Origin of the sequence: Streptomyces sp. NPDC091292 (genome assembly GCF_044757265.1) — a bacterium.
GTDB lineage: Bacteria > Actinomycetota > Actinomycetes > Streptomycetales > Streptomycetaceae > Streptomyces.
In genome coordinates this window covers 946,678-968,103 of sequence record NZ_JBIVUQ010000001.1, presented here as the reverse complement: position 1 = coordinate 968,103, position 21,426 = coordinate 946,678, and the positions used below count along the sequence as shown (strand labels likewise).

Genomic DNA, 21,426 nt, shown 5'->3' with positions numbered 1-21,426 from the left:
CTACGCGTGGGCGCTAATGTAGAACAAGTTTCAGACTTGATCGTTCAAGAAGCTCTGAATCTACCGGCAGGTAGCCACCGGCGGTCGGCGGGACCAGGTGATTCGCGCCACGGCTGAGGGCCCTGCCATGCTGTGCGGCCGGGACCCTGGTCCCCTTTGGTTCAGTTCGGTGCACATTCCTTCATAATCGATGTGAACGCAGACGAAAACCGACGAACGCTGACGAACACGGACGACCGCCATGGAACGGGACAGATGACAGCGGAAGCCAAGCCGTCGGATCCGGCATCGCCTCCTCTCACCGAGCGCCAGGAGGCGCGCCGCCGGCGCATCCTGCACGCCAGCGCCCAACTCGCCAGCCGGGGCGGCTTCGACGCGGTGCAGATGCGGGAGGTCGCCGAGTCGTCGAGCGTCGCCCTGGGCACGCTGTACCGGTACTTCCCCTCGAAGGTGCATCTGCTGGTCGCGACGATGCAGGACCAGTTGCAGCATCTGCACTCGACGCTGCGGAAGCGTCCGCCGGGGGCCGAGGCGCCCGCGGAGCGGGTCGCGGAGACCCTGATGCGGGCCTTTCGCGCGCTCCAGCGGGAGCCGCATCTCGCGGACGCCATGGTGCGCGCCCTGACCTTCGCCGACCGGTCGGTCAGCCCCGAGGTGGACCAGGTGTCCCGCCAGACCACGGCGATCATCCTGGACGCGATGGGTCTGGAGAACCCGACGCCCGAGCAGCTCTCCGCGGTCCGCGTGATCGAACACACCTGGCATTCGGCCCTCATCACCTGGCTCTCCGGCCGGGCGTCGATCGCCCAGGTGAAGATAGACATCGAAACGGTCTGCCGCCTCATCGACCTCACGGAACCGGCTCCCCGGAAGTAGCGGCACCGGAGTTCCCCGGTGCCCCCCGCCTGCCTCACCCGTGGGCGAGGCCCTGCCCGTGGCTTTCCGCCGGATGGGAAGGACACTGCCCGAGGCCGGGCCCGCCACCCATTCCGCCGAACACGCGCCAACGTGGCGGGCCGCCGCTGCGGCGGGAAGGTGCCCCGGCGGGGCAGAACCCCCACCACCCATGCACCGTCCCACTCCCTTCCCGCCACGACCGTGGCGGACCGCCGCTGCGACGGAAGGTTTGCCCCTCCGGGGCAGGAGGACATCGCGCCGACGGCAGGAGCCCCGCCCCCAACCCTCGCCACCAACCAGTACCGCCGCACTCCCTTCCCGCCGCAGCCGTAGCGCGCCACAACAGCGAGAGACCGGCGGAATGCCGACGCGGCGGGCCACCGCTGCGGCGGGAAAGTTGCCCCTCCGGGGCCAGAGGACACCGCACCAACGGCACGAGCCCCGCCCCCAACCCTCGCCCCCAAGTACCACCGCCACACTCCCTTCCCACCGCAGCCGCGGCGCGCCACAACAGCGACAGTCCGGCGAAATGCCCACGTGGCGGGCCGCCACTGCGGCGGGAAAGTTGCCCCTCCGGGGCCGCAGGACAACCGCACCAACGACACGGGCCCCGTCCCCAACCCTCGCCCCCAAGTACCACCGCCGTACCCTCTTCCCGCCGCAGCCGTGGTGCGCCACGACGGCGAGGGTCCGGCGGAATGCAGGAACACCCGCACGCCCCACCCGCCACCGCACCGCCTTCCCGCCGTGGCCGTGGCGCGCCACCGTCACGGGGGTCCCGCTCAGCGGAATGGGTGGCGGACCCCCGCCCCTCACCACCCCCACCGGTCACGCCCCCTGCGCAAGGGGTTTCAATCGTCCGGCGGAAACACCGGCTCCCCGGTCTCGCGCAGAGTGATCGTGATCGCCTCGACCGGGCACCCTTCCGCCGCTGCCAGGATGTTTTCGTTGGCGTCCGTCTCCGGGTCCAGGGGGTGGGACTGGCGGGCCGGGTCGAGGCGGAAGCCCGCGGGGGCGGTGGAGACGCACATGCCCGAGCCGATGCACACCCCCCGGTCCACCTCGACATCCCAGCGGTCTCCCATCGTTACGCCTCCCACCCGGCCGGCAGATGGATCATCTTGTGCTCGAAGTACTCGCCGTACCCCTCGGGCCCGAACTCCCGCCCAAGACCGGAGTTCTTGTAGCCGCCGAACGGCCCGAGCATGTCGAGGCTGAAGGTGTTCACGGAGTAGGTGCCCGTGCGCACCCGGCGGGCGATGTCGATGCCGCGTTCGACGTCGGCGGTCCATACGCTGCCGGAAAGCCCGTAGTCGGAGTCGTTCGCGATCGAGACGGCCTCGCTCTCGTCGCCGTACGGAAGCAGGCAGATCACCGGGCCGAAGATCTCCTCGCGGGCGATCCGCATCGAGTTGTCGACGTCACCGAAGAGCGTCGGCTCGACATACCAGCCCTGCTCGAACCCGGCCGGACGGCCGCCGCCGGCAAGGACCTTGGCGCCCTCCTCCTGGCCGATACGGATGTAGTCGAGCGAGCGCTTCTGCTGGCGCTCGGCGACCAGCGGGCCGAGTTCGGTGGCCGGGTCGAGCGGGTCGCCGACCTTGAGCCCGTTCGCGGCGGCGGCGAACGCCTCGGCGAACTCGTCGTAGCGCGTACGGGGTACGAGGATGCGGGTCTGGGCCACGCATGCCTGGCCGTTGATCATCCAGGCGAAGGGCGTGATGCCCGCGACCGCGGTGGCCGCGTCGGCGTCCGGCAGGATCACCGCGGCCGACTTGCCGCCCAACTCCAGGGTGACGCGGGTGAGATGGCGCGCCGCGACCTCCATCACGCGCTTGCCCGCGGCGACCGAACCGGTGAACGACACCTTGTCGACCCCGGGATGCCCGACCAGGTACTCGCTGACCTCCCGGTCGGCGGGCAGGATCGACAACACTCCCTCCGGCAGCCCCGCTTCGGCCGCGATCTCACCGAGGATGTACGCGTCGAGGGACGCCTCGGGCGAGGTCTTCAGGATGGCCGGACACCCGGCGAGCAGCGCGGGCGCCAGCTTGGCGGCGGCGGTGAACTGCGGGACGTTCCAGGGGACCACGGCCGCCACGACCCCGACCGGCTCCCGCCGCACCAGCAGCTTCCCGAGGATCCCGTCGCGGGCCTCCTCGTACGGGAAACCGCGCGCCACGGTGATCGCCGCGTCCCACACCATCATCGCGGCCAGCGCCTGCACCATGACGCTCGATGTGTACGGGGTGCCGTTCTGGGAGCTGATGCAGCGGGCGATCTCCTCGTGCCGTACGGCGATTCCGTCCTTGATCCGCGACACGATCTCGATGCGTTCGTCGAGGGTCATGCGGGGCCAGGGGCCCTCGTCGAACGCCGTGCGGGCGGTGGCGACGGCGCGGTCGACGTCGGCGGGCGAGGCGTGCGGGACGCGGCCGAAGACCTCACCGGTGTGCGGCGAGATCACCTCGATGACCTCCTGGCCGAGGGGGTCGGCCAACGCCCCGCCGATGAACAGCTGTCCATGTTCCACACGCTCGGTCATGGCTGTGACCGCCTCCCGGGGGACGCTATCTGACACTGTCTCAGAACTAGTACCAGTTCTAGTTAAACTAAACCAGCCCTGGGGTCAGATAGGCCCCCACCAGCGACTTTCCCGCTGGCAGGGGTGCACTCATGCCGCGTGGGCCGTCCCTGGGCCGTCATTGCCCTCAGCGACCGCCCGATACATGCCGTCGACCGCGTTCCGCGTGCGGCTCTCGCTGCTCGGCATGAGGTGCGTGTAGACCCGCAGGGTGAACCCCGGGTCGCTGTGCCCCAGGTAGCGGCTCAGAGCCTTGATGTTCTCCCCCGCGTCGAGCAGAACGGACGCGTAGAAGTGCCTGAGCGCGTGGGTGCCGTCCTCCCTCGATTCCGCGACGCGTTGGCCCGGCTCAGGCTCAGGGAGCACCCCGGCGGTCACCAGGGCGGGCTTCCAGGCGTGCACGTTGAAGTGGTTGCGCAGGAGCGCCCCGCCGTCGGGAGCGGTGAACAGAAGCCTCTTCGTCACCTGCGGCCCTCCCGGAGCGAGCCACGGCAGAGTCACCTCAGTCGGCGGGAAGCGCTTCATGTGCGCCGCGAACGCCTGCCCCACCCGTTCGGGCAAGGGCACGTCGCGCACCTTGCCACGCTTCGGAGGTGCGAAGACGGCCTGTCCGTTGACCAGCTTCACCTGGTAGGCGACGTGTACCCACCCCTTGAGGAAGCCGACTTCGTCAACGGGGAGACCGAAGATCTCCCCCTGCCGCATGCCACAGCCGCCCCCCGCGTCCACCATGGCGCGGTACTGCTCGGGGAGCGCAGCCCGGACGGCGAACACGCGCTCAGGGGTCCACGGCCGCACCCGACTGGGCACCATGGCCGGCGCCTTCACCGATGCGGCACGGAAGGGGTTCTTGGCGATGAGCGCGTCATCCACGGCGGCCGTGAAGACGGCCGACACGTTGGCGAAGATGACGCGCCGGTACGACGCAGCCAGTCCCTTGTCTTCCAACTCCCGGGACCACGCCCGGATCTGCTCAGGCTGGAAGGACCCGAGCGGACGCGAGCCGATGTGCGGGTAGGCGTGCAGCCGGAGCCGGGACTCCGTGCCCGCCCGCGTAGAAATGTCGGTCGTCTGCGCGGCTACCCAGCGTTCGGCGTACTGCTGGAAGGTGGTGCGGCTCGCTTTCGGGTCGATGTACTGGCCGCGCGCCATGTCGGCTTCGATCTGCGCCAACCACCGGTCAGCGTGGCGCTTCTGCCCATCGGGGAAGCTCTTGGACTTCTCGGTTCCGTCGGGGCCGACGTAGCGGGCGCGGTAGCGCAGTCCGGTGCCGTGGCGGTCGGACTTGACCTTGACGGTCTTGCCGTCGTCGGTGGTTTCGGTCTTGTACCAGCGGTCTTGGATGTGGCCTGCCATGGGCGGATGACTCCTTGGGAATGACGGCGGGGGGGGGCGGGGCGGGGGGGGCCCCCCCCCCCCCCGGGGGGGGGGGGGCGGGGGGGGGGCGGGGGCGGGGGGGGGGGGGCGGGGGGGGCACCCCCCCCCACCCCCCGGGGGGGGGGGGGGGGGGGGGGGTGCTTTTTTTTTAGAATTTTATAATGTTGGGGGGGGGGGGGGGGTTGGGGGGGGTGGGGGGGGGGGGGGGGGGGGGGGGGGGGGGGCCCCCCCCCCCCCCGGAGGTGCTGGTGTTGGGATCAGGCGGCTTCGGTCTCGTTCATGCGGTCGTTGACCCACGCGCGGACAGCGGCGGGGTCGTAGCGGAGGTGCTTGCCGACGCGGAAACCGGGAGGTCCGGTGCGCTTCTTGCGCCACTGGTAGACGGTCTCCAGGGGCACTCCGAACGTCATGGCGATGTCGTCGGGGGTGAGGTAGCGATCCGGAAGCCCAGCCCTGAGTACGGCCGTGGCGGACGGTGTTGCCATACGGAATCTCCTCGGGCAGTCCTTCGGGGTGCCTCTCTGAGGGCCGCTACTTCCGCTACCGCCGCTACCTCGCAGGTCAGGGGCCTGTTCGAGGTAGCGGGAAGGGGTAGCGGTAGCGGACGGGTAGCGGCGGGGTAGCGGCAACCGGGGCTGGTTGCCGCTACCCTGTTTCCGCTGGTCAGACGGCGTTTTCGGTGCCGGGTAGCGGAGGTAGCGGACTTTCCGGGGGTGGGGGGCAGTAGCGGGCCCACGCGTCCCTGAGATCGGCGGCGTAGTAGCCCTTGAGGACGCTTCCGGCGGTCTTGATGTTGCGGGAGGCGATGGGCTCGTTGTCGCCGGTCATGTACTCCGCGAGCATCTTCGACAGGCGCCGGCTGTCGAACGGCTTGCCGTGCAGGTCGGCCCACGGCGCGTCATCGAGGGCGTTGAGCCGGTCGAGGATGGCGATGGTGGGCAGGCGGTCGATGCCGACCATGACGTGATCACGCAGGTCGGTCAGCAGCCGGACCCCGAGACTGCCTTTGTCGTTGGCCTGGGACGCGGTCACCAGCGTCACGCATGCGGCGCGTGCCCGTTCGGGCCAGTCGCCTCCGGCGGCGTCGGCGATGGCGAGCAGGGGTTCCCACACGTCGGCCGGGCGGTCGGTGACGCCGTCGGGCATGTCGGGCCAGGCGCCCAGGACGAACCCCCGGGCGTGTTCGGCCCATTGGGCGAGCCGGTCCCGGAGCTTGTGCCCTTCGGCTTCGTGGAGGCGGGCGCGGAAGGCTTCCACGTGTTCGTTGCGGGCCCGCCGGCGCATGCGGATGACGACGGAGCGGGTCATGATCGTGTCGGGGAGGTTCCCGAGTCCGGCGACCGCGACCGCGCAGTACGAGGGGAATGCCTGAACGGTCTGGTTGCCGCCGTCGCCGATACACCGGTAGGTGACCCCTGTACGGCGGTGTCCGGCGTTCAGGAAACCGCGCAGCTCCTCGTTGTCGCCCGCCTTGGGCCCGAAGACCGTGTCGATCTCATCGAACAGGATCGTGGGCCGTCCGTTGGGGTTGGACACGGACCGGAACAGGGCAGCGGCGGACGCGTTGACCGCCGTCATCGGCGCGGGGACGAGGGTTTCCACGACCTCCAGCGCCCGCGACTTCCCCGACCCCGGTTCCGGGGAGAGGAACGCCAGCCGGGGGGTGGAGTCGAACGCGTCGAGGAGGTGGGCGTGGGCGTCCCACAGGGCGACGGCCACGTAGGCGGCTTCGGTGGGGAAGACGTTGAAGCGGCGGTGGAAGGCTTCCACCTCGGTGAGCAGTTCGGCGCCGTCGATGGTGTCGGTCATGCGGCGGCCCTTCCTTCCTGCGGGGAGCAGAGGGGGCAGGTGGCGCGGTGATAGTCGTAGTCATCGACCAGGACGGCCACGTCGTCGCGGCCGGTGGCGGTGTCGGTCTGGCCGCAGGGGCAGGCGTAGGCGGCGGTCGGGGTGTCGGCGTAGCGCTTGGACCAGCGGGCGCCGTCGTAGTGGTGGCGGTAGACGGGCGGGGCGTAGATGCGGATGCCGGGCCGGTCCGGGGTGGGGTTGTCGGGGTTGGTCGTCTGCGGGTCAGGGCGAACAGCAGTGGGGACGCCCTTGCGGGCGGCGACCTTCGGCCCGCCCATGGCCGTCGTGTCCACAGCCTGTGGGGCGACGGACGGCCTGGTAGGGGTGGTGGTGATGCTCTTCAGGCGGGGGCGGGAAGGGGTACTCATGCCGCACCCCGTGCACCGGTCCGGTTGTGGGTGATGGACCAGTCCAGGGCGCTGCGGAGGGTGGAGCGGCACTCGGACGCGGACAGTCCCGCCCCCTCTCCCGCCTCCTGAAGAGCCTGCTCCACCACGTGCCGGGGGAGGTCGCCCCACGCGACGAACCGCCCCAGGGCTCGCGCCGCCCGGAACAACGCGGCTTCCCGCCCGCCGTGCTGCGAACGGGCCAGGTTTTGCGTCTCGTTGGCGAGTGCTACGTCAGCGTATCGGCGGGATTGCCCCGCTACGGCCCCCGAGGGCGTCTGGGGCGGCTTGGGGGCCGGTTTGAGGATGCTCAGCAGCCACGACGGCAGAGGAGCCGCCACAGGGCCGCCTACGGCTTCGTAGGGCCCGGCGGGGGTGATACTGCCGGCGGCGACGACGTACCCGCCCCACGCACGCGTGTCGACCAACGGGCCTACCGTTCCCGCAGTGTTGGCGAGCCGCACCCCGGCGGGGGCGGTGAAGTACAGGTGCTGGCCGCCGGTCGCGGTCCGCACCCGGTAGGTGTCGGGGACGGCGTGGCCGGTGCGCTCGCAGAGCGCTTCGAAGGTCGCCGCGCCGCAAGGCGCGTCCTCATTGCCCTTGTCCTTGCTCTTGGGCATGTCGAGGTCCACGACCAGCAGCCCGGAAGGGCCGGTGGCCACGCCGATGTTGAACGGTGCCCGCGACCAGGCGGCGCGGATGCGGTCGGGGTCGGTGGTGGCGCGTTGCTCCCATTTGCGGTGCCCGGTGGCGCAGGGCCCGGTACGCGGGCAGGCGGTTTCGCCGTGGAGGGCGGGGCGCTTGGCGCCGGGGCGCAGGGGGAAGACGTGCCAGCCGCGTTCCGCGGCGCCCAGGGCTGCGTTGAGCAGGTGTGCGCTCACGCCGCGGCCTCCCGTGCGAGCGGGGCGGCGTTGGGGGCCCTGAGGAGCAGGCCGTAGGCGTGGTGGGCCTGTTGGGGGACGACGCCGTTGCCGAGGATCTTGAGTTGTTCCTTGCGGGGGATGCCGGGTACGGCGGTGACCCAGCTGGCGGGCAGGCCCATGAGCCATTCCACGAACGCCGGCGACAGTCGCCGGTTGCCGCGGGTGCCGGGCTCGGTCGGGCAGGGTGCCGGCCGGCCGGTGATGTGCTCCCACCGGTGGATGGCGGGGCCGTAGTCGGTGCCGTCACTGGCCACCCACCGGGCATCGAGCCGTACGGCCTGGCCGGGCAGGTAGTAGCGGCCCGACGTGTCGCGCTGGTTGGGTCCTCCGTGCGGGCCGTCCGACGCCTTCGGGGTGGGGAGCAGGTTCAGTCCTGCTCCGGCCACAGGGGCAGCTCCGTGACTGCGGTGCGCAGGTTCATGCCGCCCTTGCGTTTGGGGGAGGTGCCGGGGCCGCCAGTGCCGTCCGAGGTGGTGGGGGTCGGCATCAGCGGGATGGGCGATTGCGAACCAGCGGTCCCGCGGGTGCGGGGCGCCGGTTTCGGGGTCACCAGCTCGTAGACATGTCCACCGGACGTCATACCCGAGCGCGGCCAGGTCTGCGGCGACGACGTCCAGGCCCCGCCCCCGCGAGCGGATCGCCGCCACATTTTCCAGGAAGACGAGGTGCGGTCGAAGGACGCCCACAGCCTGAGCGACGTTTTTCCAGACCCGAGACCACTGGCCATTGATTCCGTCCCTTCGTCCAGCGTTGGAGATGTTGCGGCACGGAAACCCCGCGCCGATGACGTCCGGCGCGTACAGGTCGCGGACCTGGTCCCAGTCGACGGCGGTGATGTCCCCGAGGTTCGGCACCTGGGGGTGGTGCGCGGCGAACACGCCGGCCGCGTACGGGTCGTTCTCCGCGAACGCGGCGACCTGGCCGCCGATGCCCGCGCGGATCGCGGTTTCGAGTCCGCCGTAGCCGGCGCACAAAGCCACGATCCTCGGTGGCGAGCCGGGGGCTCGCCGAATGTCGGTGGGTTGCGTCATGCTCGATGTCTCCAGTTCCTTCGTGAGGTGCTGGTGGACAAGGGCGGCCCCGTTCTTTGGCGAGATGCGGGGGCCGCCCTTGGCATAGCTACAGGTGGGCGGGGGCGCTGGCGTTCAGCCGTGCGGCGGCCTGGTGGAGCTTGGCGGCCAGGGTGGAGGCGGGGTCGGGGTCGAAGGAGTGCATGGCGACGGCGGCGGCGATGATGACGTCCGCGAGTTCGTCCGCCACCTGGTCGGGTCCGTGGGTGAAGCCCTTGCGGGGGTTCTGGCCCACCGCGCCGATGTACGCGGCGGCGGCTTCTCCGGCCTCTTCGGTGACCTTGAGCAGCCGGGCGGCGTTCTCGTGCGGGCAACGGCCGTTGGCCTCATCCAGCGCGGCCACGATCCCGGCGACGACGTCCCACAGGGCGGCGCCCGGGTCGTCGTCGCCTCCGGTCGGCGGGGGGATGTGGTCGCGCCTGGTCCATGCCGTGTACTGGTCTCGGACGTAGCCGCGCGGGTCGTTCCCGGCTCGGGTCACCGCGTCCGGGTCGAGACCGGGCCGGTCGGTGTCGAGCAGGTACAGGGCGGCGGCCACGGCGGCTTCGATGGCGGCGGGGGCGGGGTCGTCCAGGAGCGCGATGCGGTCCAGCAGGACGGCCTTGCGGAGGTAGTACTCCCTGTCGAGTTCGGTGTAGCACTCGGCGGTTGCGGCGGTGTGGGTGGTCCATCCGATCTCGCTGTGGATGCTGGGGGCGAGCCGGTACGCCGCGTCCGGTGTCGGCCACGGCGGCGGCGCACCACCGCCGGCCGGTTCGCAGATGTCGCGCGTGTCGGACATGGGTGTTGGTCTCCTGTCAGCCGTTCGTGCAGGTGGGGTAGCGGGCGCCGCGTACGCAGTGGGTGTAGTCCGGAATGGAGACGCGGAAGCGGCGGGTGGAGCCGTCCTCCTGACGCACAGTCAGGTGCATGGACCATGTGCAGGTGCGGTTCTTGCGGACTCCGGTGCACTGGTAGGCGCGGGATTTGTCGATGACGACACCGGGCGGCCCCTGGGGCAGGGAACACCCGGCCAGTACCGCGAGGCACGCCCCGGCGGCGGCCAGGTGGAGGGTGCGCTTCATGTCGGGTCCCTTCCGGCTGGTCAGCCGTGGCGTTCGGTGTGGGTGCGGGCGATCAGTCCGCGTGTGTGGGTGGTGGTGTTGTCCTGCCGGACCGGCCCGGCGTAGTGGTAGTGGTGCTCGGTGTGTACGGCCTTCAGCGACCGCAGGGCGGATCCGATGGCGGCGGCGACGGCGGCCACGGCGGCGATGGGCAGGGTGACGAACAGGACGGACGCGAGGGAGACGGCGGCGAATCCCTGGCAGGCGAGCCAGACACCGCAGCCGATGCCGACGCACGCTGCGCCGACGCCGATCCCGGCGACGGCGGTGCCGGCGGCCCACGGGGGGACGATCCGGCGGTCCGGCTGCGGGACGGGGGGTGTGCTGCCGTAGGCGGGCAGCGGGGTCGTGTCGCGGTAGGCGGTGGGCACGGCGGGTGCGGGGCGGTAGGCGTCGGCGATGATCCGGGCCGCTTCTGCGGCGGCCACGTCATCACTCATCCGGGCGCCCGGCGGGATACGGCCGGGGGTGGTGTCGGGGTGCATGCGGAATCCCTTCCGGTACGGGTCGGGGGAGGCGGGGACACCCCCTGCCGGGGGCGTGGTGGAGGGGGTTTCAGGGGGTTGACCTGGGGCGCCTCCCCGCCTCCCCGAAACGATGTTTTCGCTGATCAACGTGGGGGAGGCGGGTTGGGGAGGCGGTTGGGGAGTTCTCCCCGCCTCCCCGGTCCGAACGGGTCCGCCTCCCCGCTACTCCACGGCGGAAGCGGAACCGTCCCCGTCACGGTCGGCAAGAGCGCGGGCGAGACGGTCACGGTCGATGACCATGCGGCCGTGGGACTTGTACGGCTCGGCTCCGGTGCCGTCCAACACGCGCTTGAGGTCGATGAACGACCAGCCGCCGTAGGCATCGGAGTTGAGGGCGGCGAGCCGCTTGAGGGCGTCCTGCGTGAGAACACGGGAGGCGTCCCCGACGACGGACGCGATGTCCGCGAGCGGGTCACGGTCCTCGCCGCGGTCGATGGCGCGCAGGGTGGTGACGCCGGCGCGCAGGGCCTTGGCCCGGTCGGTGATGGCCGTGGCCGCGTCGTCGTCGATGTAGTGCGTGCGCACGGTGAGGGACGACTGTCCGGCCGGGAGGGTGACGCCGTCGGACGCGACGACCAGGGTTCCCCGGTCCAGGCCGGGGCGCAGCAGGTTGGGGGCGGCGCCGCCGTCGACGGCCTTGTCCCCCAGCGCCATCCTGGCCTGGGACTCCGTGCCGAGGGCGAGTGAGGCACGCGTGTGGGCGCCCTCGCGGACCAGCTTGGGCAGGTTGTCGTTGGTCGGGTCCTGGGTGCCCTGCCACATCAGCACGTTGACGGCCCTGCCCTGGTTGTGGATCTTCCGGACGGCCATGAAGTACCGGGACGTGGCCTTGGACCCGCCGTAGGGGCGCTTGTCCTCGTCCTTGGCCGGGCACATGAACGCGACCTGCGCCTCATCGACCAGCACGATCAGCGGCGGGAAGACAGTGCCGGGCGGGGCCTGGATACGGCGGTTCATCTCCTCCACCGCGCCTTCCACCATCTCGGTCACCTGGATCACGTGCTCATCCGTCGGACCCTGGATGAGGGTGGTGGCAAGGCCGTCGAACATCTTCCAGTCGCCGACGCCCTTGAGGTCGCCCATGAGGAACTGCACCGACTTGTCCAGCGACAGCCACAGGGCCAGGGAGCGCAGGGCAACGGTCTTGCCCTGGTTCGACAGGCCCGTGATGAGGAGGTGGCGCTGGTAGAGGCTCAGTCCGGCGGCGTCCCCGCGCAGGTCCTGCCCCCACGGGGCCCTGCCCTTCTTGTAGTCGGCGGTCATCGTGTCGTCGGTGACCAGCGGGGACGGGCCGATCGGCTCATCGAGCGCGCCGGAGTCGGCGACCCACAGCCGTACCGTCCGTGCGGCCTGCGGGATCGTGATGAACACCTCGTGCTCATGCCGGGTCAGGTTCTCGGCAAGCTTCCGGCGCCTGCCCTGCACTTCGTTGGTCGACACCCCCGAGGGCAGCGTCACGTCGACCTCGACCCCGCATCCGGCAATGGTGATCGGCCCGAGCATCGACGCACCCGCGTCACCCATCTCCTTGATGGCGCCGCGCAGCGCGGGCACGCCGAGGTCGCGCAGGGCCTTGACGACAATGGACGGGGTGATCGGCTCACCCTCGCCGGATCGGGCGGTGGCGGGAAGCGCCCAGTGGGGTGCGGCCTGCTGCTTGCTGCCGACGGCCCACAGGGCGAGCAGCGCGAGGAACGGCCCGATCGTCAGGGCGGGGCCCCAGACGACCTGCACGATCCGGATGAGCAGGTTGATGAAGTCGACCACGGCCATGAGCGGGGTGACGACGTGCGCGGGGTCGCTGGTCGCGATGGCCATGACGACCCCGAGGGCGACCAGGGACCCGATGCCCATCCCGGTGCCGACGGCTACGCCCCGGGCGGCGTCGAGGGGGGAGTGCAGCAGGTCCATGCGGCGGCGGTGGCGCGCGTCGCGGAACCGCTGCCCGCGCTCTTCCCACTCCCGCGCCTCTTCCAGGTTCCCCGCGGCTTCCGCGGCACGCATCATCCGCTCGTAGCGGGCGGGGGTACGGGCGTCCCAGGTGCGGCGGGCGACGATCCGGCCGCCGCCGTAGACGTAGAGGGAGTGCCGGGCCAGCGCACGGGCCCCGGTACGGGTCATCTCGTGCGTGAGCGCCGACCTGACGGCCCGTCCGGAACGCACCCACAGCGGCAGCGGCGCCGCCGGGGGCGTGTCGGGGACGACCGTGAGCACGGTCGGCGCGGCGTCGTCGGCCGTCGGGTCGGTGGGCTTGTGGAGGTGAACGACGTTGTCCGTCATGCTGGTAGATCTCCTGACTGCCCCGATCGGGGCGGGAGTTAGGGAGAGAAGAGCCGGGGTGGCCGTGTCCGTGGAAAGAGGCGGGCACCCCGGCGTTCTCGCTGGTCAGATCCAGCGGGAAGGCTTCTTCGGGACGATGTACGGGCAGCCGTTGACCATGTGGTCGACGCACTGCGGGCAGTCCTCGCGGGGGCGCAGGTGGCGGTGAGCGCTCCTGTCGTGGGCGTGCTGCCAGCACTGCGGGCACTCGCCCGGAGGCGTCTGCCGTGCGGCCATGCTCACCACAGCCCCGACGACTTCTTGGCCGCCTTGGCGCGGGCGGCCTCGGTGATCAGCCGCTGACGCTCGCCGTGCAGGGCGGTGAGTTCCGCGTTCAGCCGCATCTCAGCGGCGTTGCCGGTGGCGTCCATCCGCTCTTCGGCGCCGTCGGTGCTCCGGCCGCGCGCGGCCCGGTAGGCGCCTCCGGCCAGCGAGCGGGCCATGGCGCGGCGCTCGCTGCCGTTCAGCGGCCACCACTCACCGCGCTTGACGGCGTCGAGCTTCTTGGCCGTCTGCCGGATCTCCCGGTCCAGACGGCGGATGTCAGAGTTGCCCACGGTCAGGTACTCCCTTCAGGCCCGTGCGGGTCGGGGTAGGCGCAGGGGATGCACATGCCGAGCGAGCCGGGGATGACGTAGCCCGCGTCGCGGCGGCAGGCCAGGCAGGTGCGGCGGGCGGCGTTGGCCTTGGCCAGGGCCGCCCGCCGGGCGGGCGTCATCGGACGCACCGGCAACGCGAGTTCGACGCGGTAGAGGTAGGCGACCAGCGGCGGTCGCCGGCGGCGGGGTCGTTCGAGCTGGGCGGCGACGTCCTGACCGCCGGGCCGCAGACCGCGCGCGCGGAGCTGGCGGCGGGTGGCGTAGCCGTCCGGCGCCAGGCGCCACCGGAACACCGGCAGCGCGCCCATCAGGCGACGCGCTTCCACGCCGCCCGCAACCGGACTTCGGAGGCAGCGTGTCCGGCGGCACGGAACCGGGTGGCCATCTCCCGGTAGGACAGCGGCGGGGTCTGACTGTGCCGGATCTCATCGACCAGCACGTCAAGCGCCTCGTCGGTCAGAGCGGGCGCGGCTTCCAGCGCGGGCGGCCCGGCAGGCTCGCTCGGTCCCCACACCGGCAGGTCCCACCGGGCCGTGACGCCGGGTGTGACGGGGCTCGTCACACTGGTCAGCGCCCGACCGGTCTCCTTGCCCGTCCGCGCCGATTCCAGCGTCGACCACGCCCCCGCAAGCCGCTCGGCGGTCCGGGACTGCACCCGTGCGACGCGTGCACCGGCGGCCGTCACAGCGTCGAGGCGGGTCTCCTCGGTGGCGGCTTCGGCCCGCAGCCGCGCGCGGGCCACGGCCGCTTCGTCGCGGGCTTCCTGCTGAATGCCCCGGATCGCGTCCAGCGCGGTCGTGGTGAGCGCGGTCCGCTCCCACATGCCGTGCACCAGCCACAAGGCTTTGGCCGCGACCGGCAGCCACGCCACGGCCAGCCACGCCCCGACGGACGCCTCAGCGGTCAGCGCGTGGGCGACCAGCACGCCGGTCGCGATGAGGCCGAAGCCCCAGCCGACGGCGGTCACGGTGGGGTTGTGGTCGCCCTGCGCGGCGAGGCGGCGTTCGTAGGCGAGGGTGGCCAGCCAGCCGCCGTCGATACCGAGACCGACGACCACCGCGACCGGCCACGGCACGGCCGTGCCGAGCCACATCACGACCACGGCCAGCGTGAGGACCATGGACACCGCCGTCATCGCGACGGCGGGCAGAACGGTCTTGCCTGTCATGCCGCTCCCTTCCGGTGCGGTGAGTGGTGGGTGCCGGGCCGTCCGGTGCGGCGTCCGGCGGTCGTCGTGACGGCCGGAACGCAGGCGGCGGGGTAGTGCCAGCCGCCCCCGGCGCGCTTGGCCGTGTACATGGCTTCGTCCGCCAGCCGCAGCAGCACCGGCAAAGCCCCGGACGGCGTGAGGTCGCTGGACAGGGACGCTCCGACGGACGCGCCCACGACCAGGTCGCGGCCCGCGTGCCGGAACGGGGCGGTGATCTCGTCGTGCAGGGCGCGCAGCAGCCACGGCAGCGCGACCGGATCGTTGAGGGGAACGGCGGCGGCGAACTCGTCCCCGCCGATCCGCGCCGCGACCGCCCCCGGACGCTCGCTGAGGGCGTCGGTCAGCGCGGTGGCGGTCGCGTGGATCGCCTCGTCACCGGCGGCGTGCCCGTACCGGTCGTTGACGGCCTTGAAGCCATCCAGGTCGACCAGAAGCACCGCGACGTGAGGGCGGCGGGCCAGCGTGCGGGCGGCACGGGACTCGAACGCCGCACGCGTCCACAGCCCCGACAGCGGGTCGCGCCGCGCGGCCGACAACCGGCGGCGCATCAACAGCCCGTGGACACCCCACCCGGCCGCCAGCGGCCCGGCGGCAGACACCATGGTCAGCACGTCGTTCACCACGCACCCGCCGAGTTCGCCGGCGGGGTGGCGGGAGCCTGCGCGTATGCGGTCAGCTCCACCCGGGCACCCGCGTACTCGGTCTCGGCCCGCAGCACCCACGTCTCGCCGCCGCTCTGGAAGCGACCGTCCACCGCCGTGTCCGGCACCCCGAGCGCGGCCCGCCACGCCTCGAACGCCCGCAACGGCGAGTCGGTGAAGAACGTGTGATGGAAGCTCAGGGCGAGCCGGTCCGGGTGGATCGGGGTCATGCCTACGGTCGGGGCGGGCAACTCGGGGAAGTCGGCGCAGACCAGGCGCAACGCCCGCAGCGGCACCGACAGATCCGACAGCACACCACGACTGTCCAGGTAGGTCGGCGCGTTCATGCCGCACCCCCCACAGCGAGCAGGGCGGCGAGGATGAGCAGCGCGCCGCCGGTCATGGTGAGGTCGACCGCGCGGCGCAGGTGCCGGTACTTGGCGACCGCGAGCCGGGCGAGTCCGGCCACGTCTGCGGCCAGATCGCCGCCGTCGACGGTGGCGGTGATCCCCTCAGCGGTGAGCGTCGCCCACAGCGGGAAGCCGTGCCGGCCGCCAAGGTTCGGGCGCACCGACCGCAGCAGCAGACCGGCCGCCACGACCAGCGACACGAGACCGCAACTGCCCGCGACGACGGCGGGCACGTTCAGCGGCACATCCCGGGCGACGGTCCAGGTACCCGCGAGCACCGCACCGACGAACGCCAGCAACAGACCGGTCTTGGTGTCGGTCCGGGCGATCTCCGCCTTCACCTCGGCGTGTGCGGCCTTCAGCCGCTCCGACGCGCTCACGCGGCACCCCCGGACAGGGTCGTACCGGCCGACAGCCTGAGGAGAGCGGCGCGGGCGGCGAGCGCCCGGCGGCGGGCCCGGCGGATACGCCGCCGGTCCAGCTCACCCGGGACGCGGTCCAGGGTGACGATGTACGCGTCGAGCAGGTCGACGTCCGCGAGGATCACGGGCATCTCCCGCTCGATCGCGGCAAGCTGTCCTTCCGTCGGCTCCATGTCGGCGAACGCCGTAACAGCGTCCTGAACAGTAACGATGTGTTCCATTGGGTCGTAGGTCCTTTCGCAGGGACGGCCCGAAGCACCCCCGGAGTGCCAGCTCCGGGGGTGCACGCCGTACAGGGGGAAAGGCCACGCTTCGTGGGCGTGGCACGGCCGCAGACAGCGGCCGGAGCGCCCCGCACGGGAGTCGAACCCGCGCTTGCGACCATCGGGGCGGTTGGATCAGCGGCCGGTCACGGCCGGATACGGGTGCGGACGCGGCGGCCGGATCGGCAGCGGCTCCTTCGCCTTCTCATGCTCGGTACCGGCCATCAGCGGCCATTCCGCGCACGGAAGCTGTCCTCGCTGCGCTTGGTCGCCTCAGCCGCCTTGCGGGCCAGTTCCTCCCGCTCCGCGTCTGTCAGACTCGTCACCACAGGTGACCTCCACTTCAGGTGCCTGTACGCGGCACCCGGGTTGCCCCCCGGGTGCCGCACTCGTGTGGGCCACGCCGGTTCGGCGCGGCCTGCGGCCCTTCGACGTGCGGGGCCGTCGTGCCCCGGGCCGGATCCGATCCGGCGCCCTCACCGCTGGATACCGGGGCTGTGGCAGGTCAGAAGCGGTGCTGCTCGCTGGTGGCCCGGATCGCGGCGTCCGACCAGCCCGATTTGCGGGCCTCGTTGACGGCGCGGGCGGCGCGGCGAGCCATGTACTCCGGCGGCGTGGCGCCGTGGCCGTCGAGCCGGGACGCCTCAGCCGCGATGGCGCAGGCGGCGACCTCTCGGGCCGCGTTGGACAGGCGCTGCTCGCCCCGGCGGATCAATTCGGCGTCGGCCTCGGCCGCCGACGACTCCCAGGTCGAGGCGGACGCCATGCCCCAGTTGCGGGCGCGGCGGGCGGCGTTGAGGTCGGCGTCACGCTGCCGTGTGACCTCGGCATCGGAGGACTTGCGGTTCCAGCGACCCATGGCGGGCTCCTTCGTGGTCGTAGCTTCGGGACGGTGGGGTTCAGCGCTGAACGACGGGCTTGCCCAGGTCGCGGTGGACCACGGAGACGTGGTGACCGGCGGCCGTGAGCCGTTCGGCGAGGGCTCGGGCGAACGTGGGCGCCCGGTGTCGGCCGCCGGCACATCCGTCGGCGACGATCACAACTCCGGCGCTGGGACCGGAGCCGAACGCGGCGACCGCCGTAGCGGTGGCGTCGACCAGGTCCCTGATGCCGGGGGTGTTCAGTACAGCGGTGCGGACCGGCTCGTCATCGGCGGTCATGTACCGCAGCTCCGGCGATACGTGCGGGTCGCGGAAGTGGTGGCGCAGATCAATGGTCAGATCCGCGACGGGCGGCGCAGCGTGCAAGTAGCCGAACGAAACGATCTCGACAGCAGCAGACATACGAACTCCCAGAAAGCGAAGGGGGTGTTCCGGCTCCCCGCACTCCCGCCCGTACGCCCCGCGTGATACGCGGAGCGGACGGGCGGGAGAGGCAGCCGGCCGCAGCAGCGCTGCGAACCAGGAGACGGACCGGAGAGTTCTACGGGCGCCGCCGACCGGTCCGTCCGGCAGCGCCCTCGGTATGTCGTCGGTCCACGACCGACCTCCCGCAGATAGCAGGGACACCGGAATTTCGCCGGTCGCCGTTGCCACGGCATACCGGCCCCGAGCCGGGGAATCGGGCGCGTCATCATCACTGCTCTGACGCCAGCAGGGCAGCGCGCACCCGGGGTGACCGCCAGCAATGACGGGATGATCCGGGCACGCGGGCAGGACATGTTCACCCGCCGCAAAGTGGCTGCCGACGGCCATCACCCGGGCCGCCACGGGGACGGGGAATCACACCCCGCCAACTCGATTCACTGTTCAGTTCTCAACCAACCGGCGCTTCCTTCGAACCCGTTTCACGGGGCCCTCCGGGCGCTGTCAGCGCATGAAGGCACACTTGCAGGTGTTGAACCACCTGCTCAACTTGTACCAACAAGCTGACATCCATGACTGTGCACTACCCGGAGACCGCCGTCAAGAGATTGGGGACCGCATGTACCAACAAGTTGCGCGAGTGCGTCATGATGAGGGCATGAGCAAGCAGCCGAAGTACCGCCAAGTGGCCGATGTACTGCGCCGTGAGATCAACAACGGCGAGCACTCCACGCGTCTTCCCTCGGAAAGCGAGCTGTCTGCCCGCTTCGACGCTTCACGGAACACCGTGCGGTCCGGGCTGAACCTGCTCGTGAGCGAGGGGCTGATCTCATCCAGTCAGGGGCTCGGGTACGAGGTTCGCAAGCACAAGCCGTTCGAGCTGAACGCGTCGCGGTTCGAGAACCTGGACTTCCCGCAGAACGGCGACGCCTACAACACCGACGTGACGTCGGCCGGCCGACACCCGACCCAGACGTTCCGCGTGGAGATGACTCCAGCGACGGAGTACGTCGGCAAGCGACTGACTGTCGAGACGGACTCCACCACGGTCCTGCGGTTCTGCCACCGTTTCGTGGACGACGTGCCGTGGTCCACACAGGCGACGTACTACCCGGAGTGGCTGATTCAGCAAGCGCCCCGCCTCACGGATCCGGGGGACATCGAGGAAGGAACCACTCGCTACCTGGCCGGTCTCGGTGTCGAGCAAGAGGGCTACTTCGATGAGATCGCAGCCCGCATGCCGACACCCGACGAAGCGCGGCTGCTGGAGATCGGGGCGGGCGTGCCCGTGCTGCTCTGGACCCGTACCGGGTACTCGAAGGACCGCCCCATCCGCTGCACGATCACGACCTTCCGTGGCGACCTGAACCGCATGAACTACGAGATCGGCGACCTGTCCGCCCGAAGCGAGAACGAGCCCAAGTGAGAATCCTCCCCGCCCAACCCTCCGACGTGGCCAAGCTGCTCGCCTTCCGTGAGGAAGCGGCGGCTTGGCTCACTCGACTCGGGAGTGACCAGTGGCAACGGCCGTATCCCGCTGACCGGCTGCTCGCCACCGTTGAGGCCGGAACCGTATTCATGGTCGTGGACGACGACGTGACGGCGGCCACCATCACTCTCACGCCGGATGCCGAGGATGGCCTCTGGACCGAGTCGGAGTTGAGCGAGCCATCCCGGTTCATCAACAAGCTCACAGTGGGACGTGCGTACGCAGGTCAGAACCTCGGGGGCCGACTGCTCGATTGGGCAGGGGGTCGGGCGTACCGAGACGGGGCGAAATGGCTGCGGCTCGATGCGTGGACCACGAACGAAGCCCTACAGCGGTACTACCTGCGCCAGGGGTTCGACCACGTACGCACGGTGCGCGAGGGTGGTGCGGTGAACGGTGGTCCGCGCGTTTCCGGATGGCTCGCGCAGCGTCTCACGGGACCGACCGACCACGGGTTTCTCGACCTGACCGAGTGAGCGTGGCGGCGGGCGCTGGAGTGCGCCCGCCACCTTGCCGGCGTCCGGCGCCGGGCCGTCCCCGGGCCGCCCGAGGGTGGCCGACGACAACCAGCAACGACCATCAACCCCCGCTCCACAGCAGGTCGGAGCGGGGTTCTTCGGCGTTCCCCCTGGCCAATCTGACACCGCATCAGTTCTAGTTATAGTGGGCAATGGCCGTGCCACCGCAGAGAGATGGGGCAACCGTTGACTTCGCAGACGCAGGTGACCGATCACGGCGGAGGCGTCCGGTCGATCCGGGTCCCCATACCGGACAATCCGCTGGGGCATACGCTCGTCCATCTCCTCGACACCGACAGCGGGCCCGTCCTGGTCGACACCGGATGGGACGACCCCGCGTCCTGGTCCACGCTGACGGCCGGGCTCGCCGCCTGCGGGACCTCGGTGGACGCGGTGCACGGCGTCGTCATCACGCACCACCACCCCGACCACCACGGCCTGTCGGGCCGGGTCCGCGAGGCGTCGGGTGCGTGGATCGCCATGCACGCGGCCGACACAGACGTGGTGCGCCGCACCCGCGAGAACCGGCCCGAGCGCTGGTACGCGTACATGGCCGCCAAGCTCGCCGCCGCCGGGGCGCCCGACGACCTGGTGGCGCCGTTGCGCGCGGCCCGCGACGCCGGCCGGTCCGCCGGGGTGCCGGGCCTGCGCCCCGCGCTGCCGGACCGCGAGATCGTCCCCGGCGACCTGCTGCCCCTCGCGGGCCGCCGACTGCGCGCGATCTGGACGCCCGGCCACACCCCGGGACATGTCTGTCTGCATCTGGAGGAGGCGCATCCGGCGGGGCTTCCGGGCCACGGCCGCCTCTTCTCCGGCGACCATCTGCTGCCCGGGATCACCCCGCACATCGGGCTCTACGAGGACCCGGACGACAGCAGCGCCGTCCCGGACCCGCTCGGCGACTACCTCGACTCGCTGGAGCGCGTGGGCCGGCTCGGGCCCGCCGAGATCCTTCCCGCGCACCAGCACGCGTTCACCGACGCTCCCGCCCGGGTGCGGGCCCTCCTCGACCACCACGAGTCCCGCCTCACCCATCTGCACGCCCTGCTCGCCACCCCCCTCACGCCCTGGCAGCTCGCCGAACGCATGGAGTGGAACCGTCCCTGGACGGAGATCCCCTTCGCCTCGCGCACCATCGCCGTCTCGGAGGCGGAGGCCCATCTGCGCCGGCTGGTCAAACTGGGGCGGGCGGAGGCGGTGCCGGGGAGCGAGCCGGTGACGTATCGGGCCGTGGAATGACCGGCCATACGGATCCCGGTGCACCCTGAGTGCCCGGTTCCGAGGCGCCGGAGTGCCCGGTTCCCCGGCCGGTACAGTAAGCAGGTCGTCATCATGCCCTGATGGGGGGAAGCCGGTGCGAATCCGGCGCTGACCCGCAGCCGTGAGCCTTCGAGCCGTCGTCGAGTTGTCCTCGCGCCGTGTTCGAGGTGAGCCGGAATGCCCCGCCGTGGACATGACCGGCTCGTGTCACCGGGACCCCCGGTGACCGGCACCGTCGAGGCATACGGAGCCGGAGCCGCCCGGTGCCCCGTGTGT

General features: G+C 71.3%; 26 protein-coding genes and 1 riboswitch. Of the genes, 4 read left to right on the top strand and 22 right to left on the bottom strand.

Features of this window, described 5'->3' with window-relative positions; genetic code table 11:
* The first annotated feature begins 255 nt into the window (after positions 1 to 255).
* Positions 256 to 876, top strand: coding sequence for a TetR family transcriptional regulator (locus ACIQNU_RS04900; protein WP_401360944.1), 621 nt, complete (start codon positions 256 to 258; stop codon positions 874 to 876).
* 872 nt (positions 877 to 1,748) lie between these two features.
* On the opposite strand, the gene ACIQNU_RS04895 is transcribed toward ACIQNU_RS04900, so the two are convergent.
* The 22 genes from ACIQNU_RS04895 to ACIQNU_RS04790 all read right to left on the bottom strand — a co-directional run bounded on the left by ACIQNU_RS04895 (position 1,749) and on the right by ACIQNU_RS04790 (position 17,862).
* Entirely contained in the window at positions 1,749 to 1,982 is a 234-nt protein-coding gene (locus ACIQNU_RS04895; RefSeq protein ID WP_401360942.1) for a ferredoxin, read from the bottom strand.
* 2 nt (positions 1,983 to 1,984) lie between these two features.
* Positions 1,985 to 3,442 carry an aldehyde dehydrogenase gene (locus ACIQNU_RS04890; RefSeq protein WP_401360940.1) on the bottom strand — a complete coding sequence of 486 codons (1,458 nt, stop codon included), beginning with the start codon at positions 3,440 to 3,442 and terminating at the stop codon, positions 1,985 to 1,987.
* Positions 3,443 to 3,571: 129 nt separating this feature from the next.
* Positions 3,572 to 4,837, bottom strand: a complete 1,266-nt coding sequence (locus tag ACIQNU_RS04885) for a tyrosine-type recombinase/integrase (RefSeq protein WP_401360938.1) — start codon at positions 4,835 to 4,837, stop codon at positions 3,572 to 3,574.
* A gap of 278 nt (positions 4,838 to 5,115) precedes the next feature.
* Positions 5,116 to 5,343, bottom strand: a complete 228-nt coding sequence (locus ACIQNU_RS04880) for a helix-turn-helix transcriptional regulator (protein WP_401360936.1) — start codon at positions 5,341 to 5,343, stop codon at positions 5,116 to 5,118.
* Positions 5,344 to 5,521: 178 nt separating this feature from the next.
* Complete coding sequence (locus tag ACIQNU_RS04875; RefSeq protein ID WP_401360934.1) at positions 5,522 to 6,667, bottom strand: DUF3631 domain-containing protein; 1,146 nt, start codon at positions 6,665 to 6,667, stop codon at positions 5,522 to 5,524.
* Positions 6,664 to 7,074 carry a hypothetical protein gene (locus ACIQNU_RS04870; protein WP_401360932.1) on the bottom strand — a complete coding sequence of 137 codons (411 nt, stop codon included), beginning with the start codon at positions 7,072 to 7,074 and terminating at the stop codon, positions 6,664 to 6,666. The genes ACIQNU_RS04875 and ACIQNU_RS04870 overlap by 4 nt, the downstream gene beginning before the upstream one ends.
* Entirely contained in the window at positions 7,071 to 7,973 is a 903-nt protein-coding gene (locus ACIQNU_RS04865) for a bifunctional DNA primase/polymerase (RefSeq protein WP_401360930.1), read from the bottom strand. The genes ACIQNU_RS04870 and ACIQNU_RS04865 overlap by 4 nt, the downstream gene beginning before the upstream one ends.
* On the bottom strand, positions 7,970 to 9,046 hold the full coding sequence (locus ACIQNU_RS04860) for a DNA cytosine methyltransferase (RefSeq protein ID WP_401360928.1): 1,077 nt from the start codon (positions 9,044 to 9,046) through the stop codon (positions 7,970 to 7,972). The genes ACIQNU_RS04865 and ACIQNU_RS04860 overlap by 4 nt, the downstream gene beginning before the upstream one ends.
* 88 nt (positions 9,047 to 9,134) lie before the next feature.
* Positions 9,135 to 9,866, bottom strand: a complete 732-nt coding sequence (locus tag ACIQNU_RS04855) for a hypothetical protein (RefSeq protein WP_401360926.1) — start codon at positions 9,864 to 9,866, stop codon at positions 9,135 to 9,137.
* Between the two features lie 16 nt (positions 9,867 to 9,882).
* Positions 9,883 to 10,149 (bottom strand): hypothetical protein, encoded by a 267-nt coding sequence (locus tag ACIQNU_RS04850; RefSeq protein WP_401360925.1) that lies wholly within the window; start codon positions 10,147 to 10,149, stop codon positions 9,883 to 9,885.
* Between the two features lie 20 nt (positions 10,150 to 10,169).
* Positions 10,170 to 10,673: a hypothetical protein gene (locus tag ACIQNU_RS04845; protein ID WP_401360923.1), complete on the bottom strand. Its 504-nt coding sequence runs from the start codon at positions 10,671 to 10,673 to the stop codon at positions 10,170 to 10,172.
* Positions 10,674 to 10,877: 204 nt separating this feature from the next.
* Complete coding sequence (locus tag ACIQNU_RS04840) at positions 10,878 to 12,995, bottom strand: FtsK/SpoIIIE domain-containing protein (RefSeq protein ID WP_401360921.1); 2,118 nt, start codon at positions 12,993 to 12,995, stop codon at positions 10,878 to 10,880.
* Positions 12,996 to 13,100: 105 nt separating this feature from the next.
* Positions 13,101 to 13,271 (bottom strand): pRL2-8, encoded by a 171-nt coding sequence (locus tag ACIQNU_RS04835; protein WP_401360919.1) that lies wholly within the window; start codon positions 13,269 to 13,271, stop codon positions 13,101 to 13,103.
* Positions 13,272 to 13,273: 2 nt separating this feature from the next.
* On the bottom strand, positions 13,274 to 13,591 hold the full coding sequence (locus tag ACIQNU_RS04830; protein WP_401360917.1) for a hypothetical protein: 318 nt from the start codon (positions 13,589 to 13,591) through the stop codon (positions 13,274 to 13,276).
* 2 nt (positions 13,592 to 13,593) lie between these two features.
* Entirely contained in the window at positions 13,594 to 13,941 is a 348-nt protein-coding gene (locus ACIQNU_RS04825; protein WP_401362440.1) for an RRQRL motif-containing zinc-binding protein, read from the bottom strand.
* A complete protein-coding gene (locus ACIQNU_RS04820) occupies positions 13,941 to 14,801 on the bottom strand; it encodes a protein spdB (RefSeq protein WP_401360915.1) in 861 nt (286 codons plus the stop codon). The genes ACIQNU_RS04825 and ACIQNU_RS04820 overlap by 1 nt, the downstream gene beginning before the upstream one ends.
* A complete protein-coding gene (locus ACIQNU_RS04815) occupies positions 14,798 to 15,463 on the bottom strand; it encodes a GGDEF domain-containing protein (protein ID WP_401360913.1) in 666 nt (221 codons plus the stop codon). The genes ACIQNU_RS04820 and ACIQNU_RS04815 overlap by 4 nt, the downstream gene beginning before the upstream one ends.
* Entirely contained in the window at positions 15,460 to 15,831 is a 372-nt protein-coding gene (locus ACIQNU_RS04810) for a hypothetical protein (protein ID WP_401360911.1), read from the bottom strand. Before ACIQNU_RS04810 ends, ACIQNU_RS04815 begins: the two co-directional genes overlap by 4 nt.
* The gene (locus tag ACIQNU_RS04805) at positions 15,828 to 16,274 is read right to left on the bottom strand and encodes a Pycsar system effector family protein (protein ID WP_401360909.1); all 447 of its coding nucleotides are present in this window, start codon (positions 16,272 to 16,274) and stop codon (positions 15,828 to 15,830) included. Before ACIQNU_RS04805 ends, ACIQNU_RS04810 begins: the two co-directional genes overlap by 4 nt.
* Positions 16,271 to 16,537 (bottom strand): DUF6284 family protein, encoded by a 267-nt coding sequence (locus ACIQNU_RS04800; RefSeq protein WP_401360907.1) that lies wholly within the window; start codon positions 16,535 to 16,537, stop codon positions 16,271 to 16,273. The genes ACIQNU_RS04805 and ACIQNU_RS04800 overlap by 4 nt, the downstream gene beginning before the upstream one ends.
* A gap of 547 nt (positions 16,538 to 17,084) precedes the next feature.
* Positions 17,085 to 17,438, bottom strand: a complete 354-nt coding sequence (locus tag ACIQNU_RS04795; RefSeq protein WP_401360905.1) for a hypothetical protein — start codon at positions 17,436 to 17,438, stop codon at positions 17,085 to 17,087.
* A gap of 40 nt (positions 17,439 to 17,478) precedes the next feature.
* Positions 17,479 to 17,862, bottom strand: coding sequence for an ATPase (locus ACIQNU_RS04790; RefSeq protein WP_401360903.1), 384 nt, complete (start codon positions 17,860 to 17,862; stop codon positions 17,479 to 17,481).
* A gap of 679 nt (positions 17,863 to 18,541) precedes the next feature.
* Between ACIQNU_RS04790 and ACIQNU_RS04785 the strand changes: the two genes are divergently transcribed.
* The 3 genes from ACIQNU_RS04785 to ACIQNU_RS04775 all read left to right on the top strand — a co-directional run bounded on the left by ACIQNU_RS04785 (position 18,542) and on the right by ACIQNU_RS04775 (position 21,129).
* Positions 18,542 to 19,309 (top strand): GntR family transcriptional regulator, encoded by a 768-nt coding sequence (locus tag ACIQNU_RS04785; protein ID WP_401360901.1) that lies wholly within the window; start codon positions 18,542 to 18,544, stop codon positions 19,307 to 19,309.
* Entirely contained in the window at positions 19,306 to 19,848 is a 543-nt protein-coding gene (locus ACIQNU_RS04780; protein WP_401360899.1) for a GNAT family N-acetyltransferase, read from the top strand. Before ACIQNU_RS04785 ends, ACIQNU_RS04780 begins: the two co-directional genes overlap by 4 nt.
* Positions 19,849 to 20,064: 216 nt before the next feature.
* On the top strand, positions 20,065 to 21,129 hold the full coding sequence (locus ACIQNU_RS04775) for an MBL fold metallo-hydrolase (RefSeq protein WP_401360897.1): 1,065 nt from the start codon (positions 20,065 to 20,067) through the stop codon (positions 21,127 to 21,129).
* Positions 21,130 to 21,198: 69 nt separating this feature from the next.
* Positions 21,199 to 21,352, top strand: a riboswitch (cobalamin riboswitch).
* Positions 21,353 to 21,426: the final 74 nt, after the last annotated feature.

Bases quoted from the DNA above. Each gene is read 5' to 3' on its own strand.
- ACIQNU_RS04800 (WP_401360907.1), bottom strand. From the start codon at position 16,537: ATGGAACACATCGTTACTGTTCAGGACGCTGTTACGGCGTTCGCCGAC.
- ACIQNU_RS04795 (WP_401360905.1), bottom strand. From the start codon at position 17,438: ATGGGTCGCTGGAACCGCAAGTCCTCCGATGCCGAGGTCACACGGCAG.
- ACIQNU_RS04870 (WP_401360932.1), bottom strand. From the start codon at position 7,074: ATGAGTACCCCTTCCCGCCCCCGCCTGAAGAGCATCACCACCACCCCT.
- ACIQNU_RS04855 (WP_401360926.1), bottom strand. From the start codon at position 9,866: ATGTCCGACACGCGCGACATCTGCGAACCGGCCGGCGGTGGTGCGCCG.
- ACIQNU_RS04835 (WP_401360919.1), bottom strand. From the start codon at position 13,271: ATGGCCGCACGGCAGACGCCTCCGGGCGAGTGCCCGCAGTGCTGGCAG.
- ACIQNU_RS04900 (WP_401360944.1), top strand. From the start codon at position 256: ATGACAGCGGAAGCCAAGCCGTCGGATCCGGCATCGCCTCCTCTCACC.
- ACIQNU_RS04860 (WP_401360928.1), bottom strand. From the start codon at position 9,046: ATGACGCAACCCACCGACATTCGGCGAGCCCCCGGCTCGCCACCGAGG.
- ACIQNU_RS04895 (WP_401360942.1), bottom strand. From the start codon at position 1,982: ATGGGAGACCGCTGGGATGTCGAGGTGGACCGGGGGGTGTGCATCGGC.
- ACIQNU_RS04875 (WP_401360934.1), bottom strand. From the start codon at position 6,667: ATGACCGACACCATCGACGGCGCCGAACTGCTCACCGAGGTGGAAGCC.
- ACIQNU_RS04790 (WP_401360903.1), bottom strand. From the start codon at position 17,862: ATGTCTGCTGCTGTCGAGATCGTTTCGTTCGGCTACTTGCACGCTGCG.
- ACIQNU_RS04880 (WP_401360936.1), bottom strand. From the start codon at position 5,343: ATGGCAACACCGTCCGCCACGGCCGTACTCAGGGCTGGGCTTCCGGAT.
- ACIQNU_RS04820 (WP_401360915.1), bottom strand. From the start codon at position 14,801: ATGACAGGCAAGACCGTTCTGCCCGCCGTCGCGATGACGGCGGTGTCC.
- ACIQNU_RS04850 (WP_401360925.1), bottom strand. From the start codon at position 10,149: ATGAAGCGCACCCTCCACCTGGCCGCCGCCGGGGCGTGCCTCGCGGTA.
- ACIQNU_RS04825 (WP_401362440.1), bottom strand. From the start codon at position 13,941: ATGGGCGCGCTGCCGGTGTTCCGGTGGCGCCTGGCGCCGGACGGCTAC.
- ACIQNU_RS04810 (WP_401360911.1), bottom strand. From the start codon at position 15,831: ATGAACGCGCCGACCTACCTGGACAGTCGTGGTGTGCTGTCGGATCTG.
- ACIQNU_RS04785 (WP_401360901.1), top strand. From the start codon at position 18,542: ATGAGCAAGCAGCCGAAGTACCGCCAAGTGGCCGATGTACTGCGCCGT.
- ACIQNU_RS04845 (WP_401360923.1), bottom strand. From the start codon at position 10,673: ATGCACCCCGACACCACCCCCGGCCGTATCCCGCCGGGCGCCCGGATG.
- ACIQNU_RS04775 (WP_401360897.1), top strand. From the start codon at position 20,065: ATGGGGCAACCGTTGACTTCGCAGACGCAGGTGACCGATCACGGCGGA.
- ACIQNU_RS04890 (WP_401360940.1), bottom strand. From the start codon at position 3,442: ATGACCGAGCGTGTGGAACATGGACAGCTGTTCATCGGCGGGGCGTTG.
- ACIQNU_RS04840 (WP_401360921.1), bottom strand. From the start codon at position 12,995: ATGACGGACAACGTCGTTCACCTCCACAAGCCCACCGACCCGACGGCC.
- ACIQNU_RS04885 (WP_401360938.1), bottom strand. From the start codon at position 4,837: ATGGCAGGCCACATCCAAGACCGCTGGTACAAGACCGAAACCACCGAC.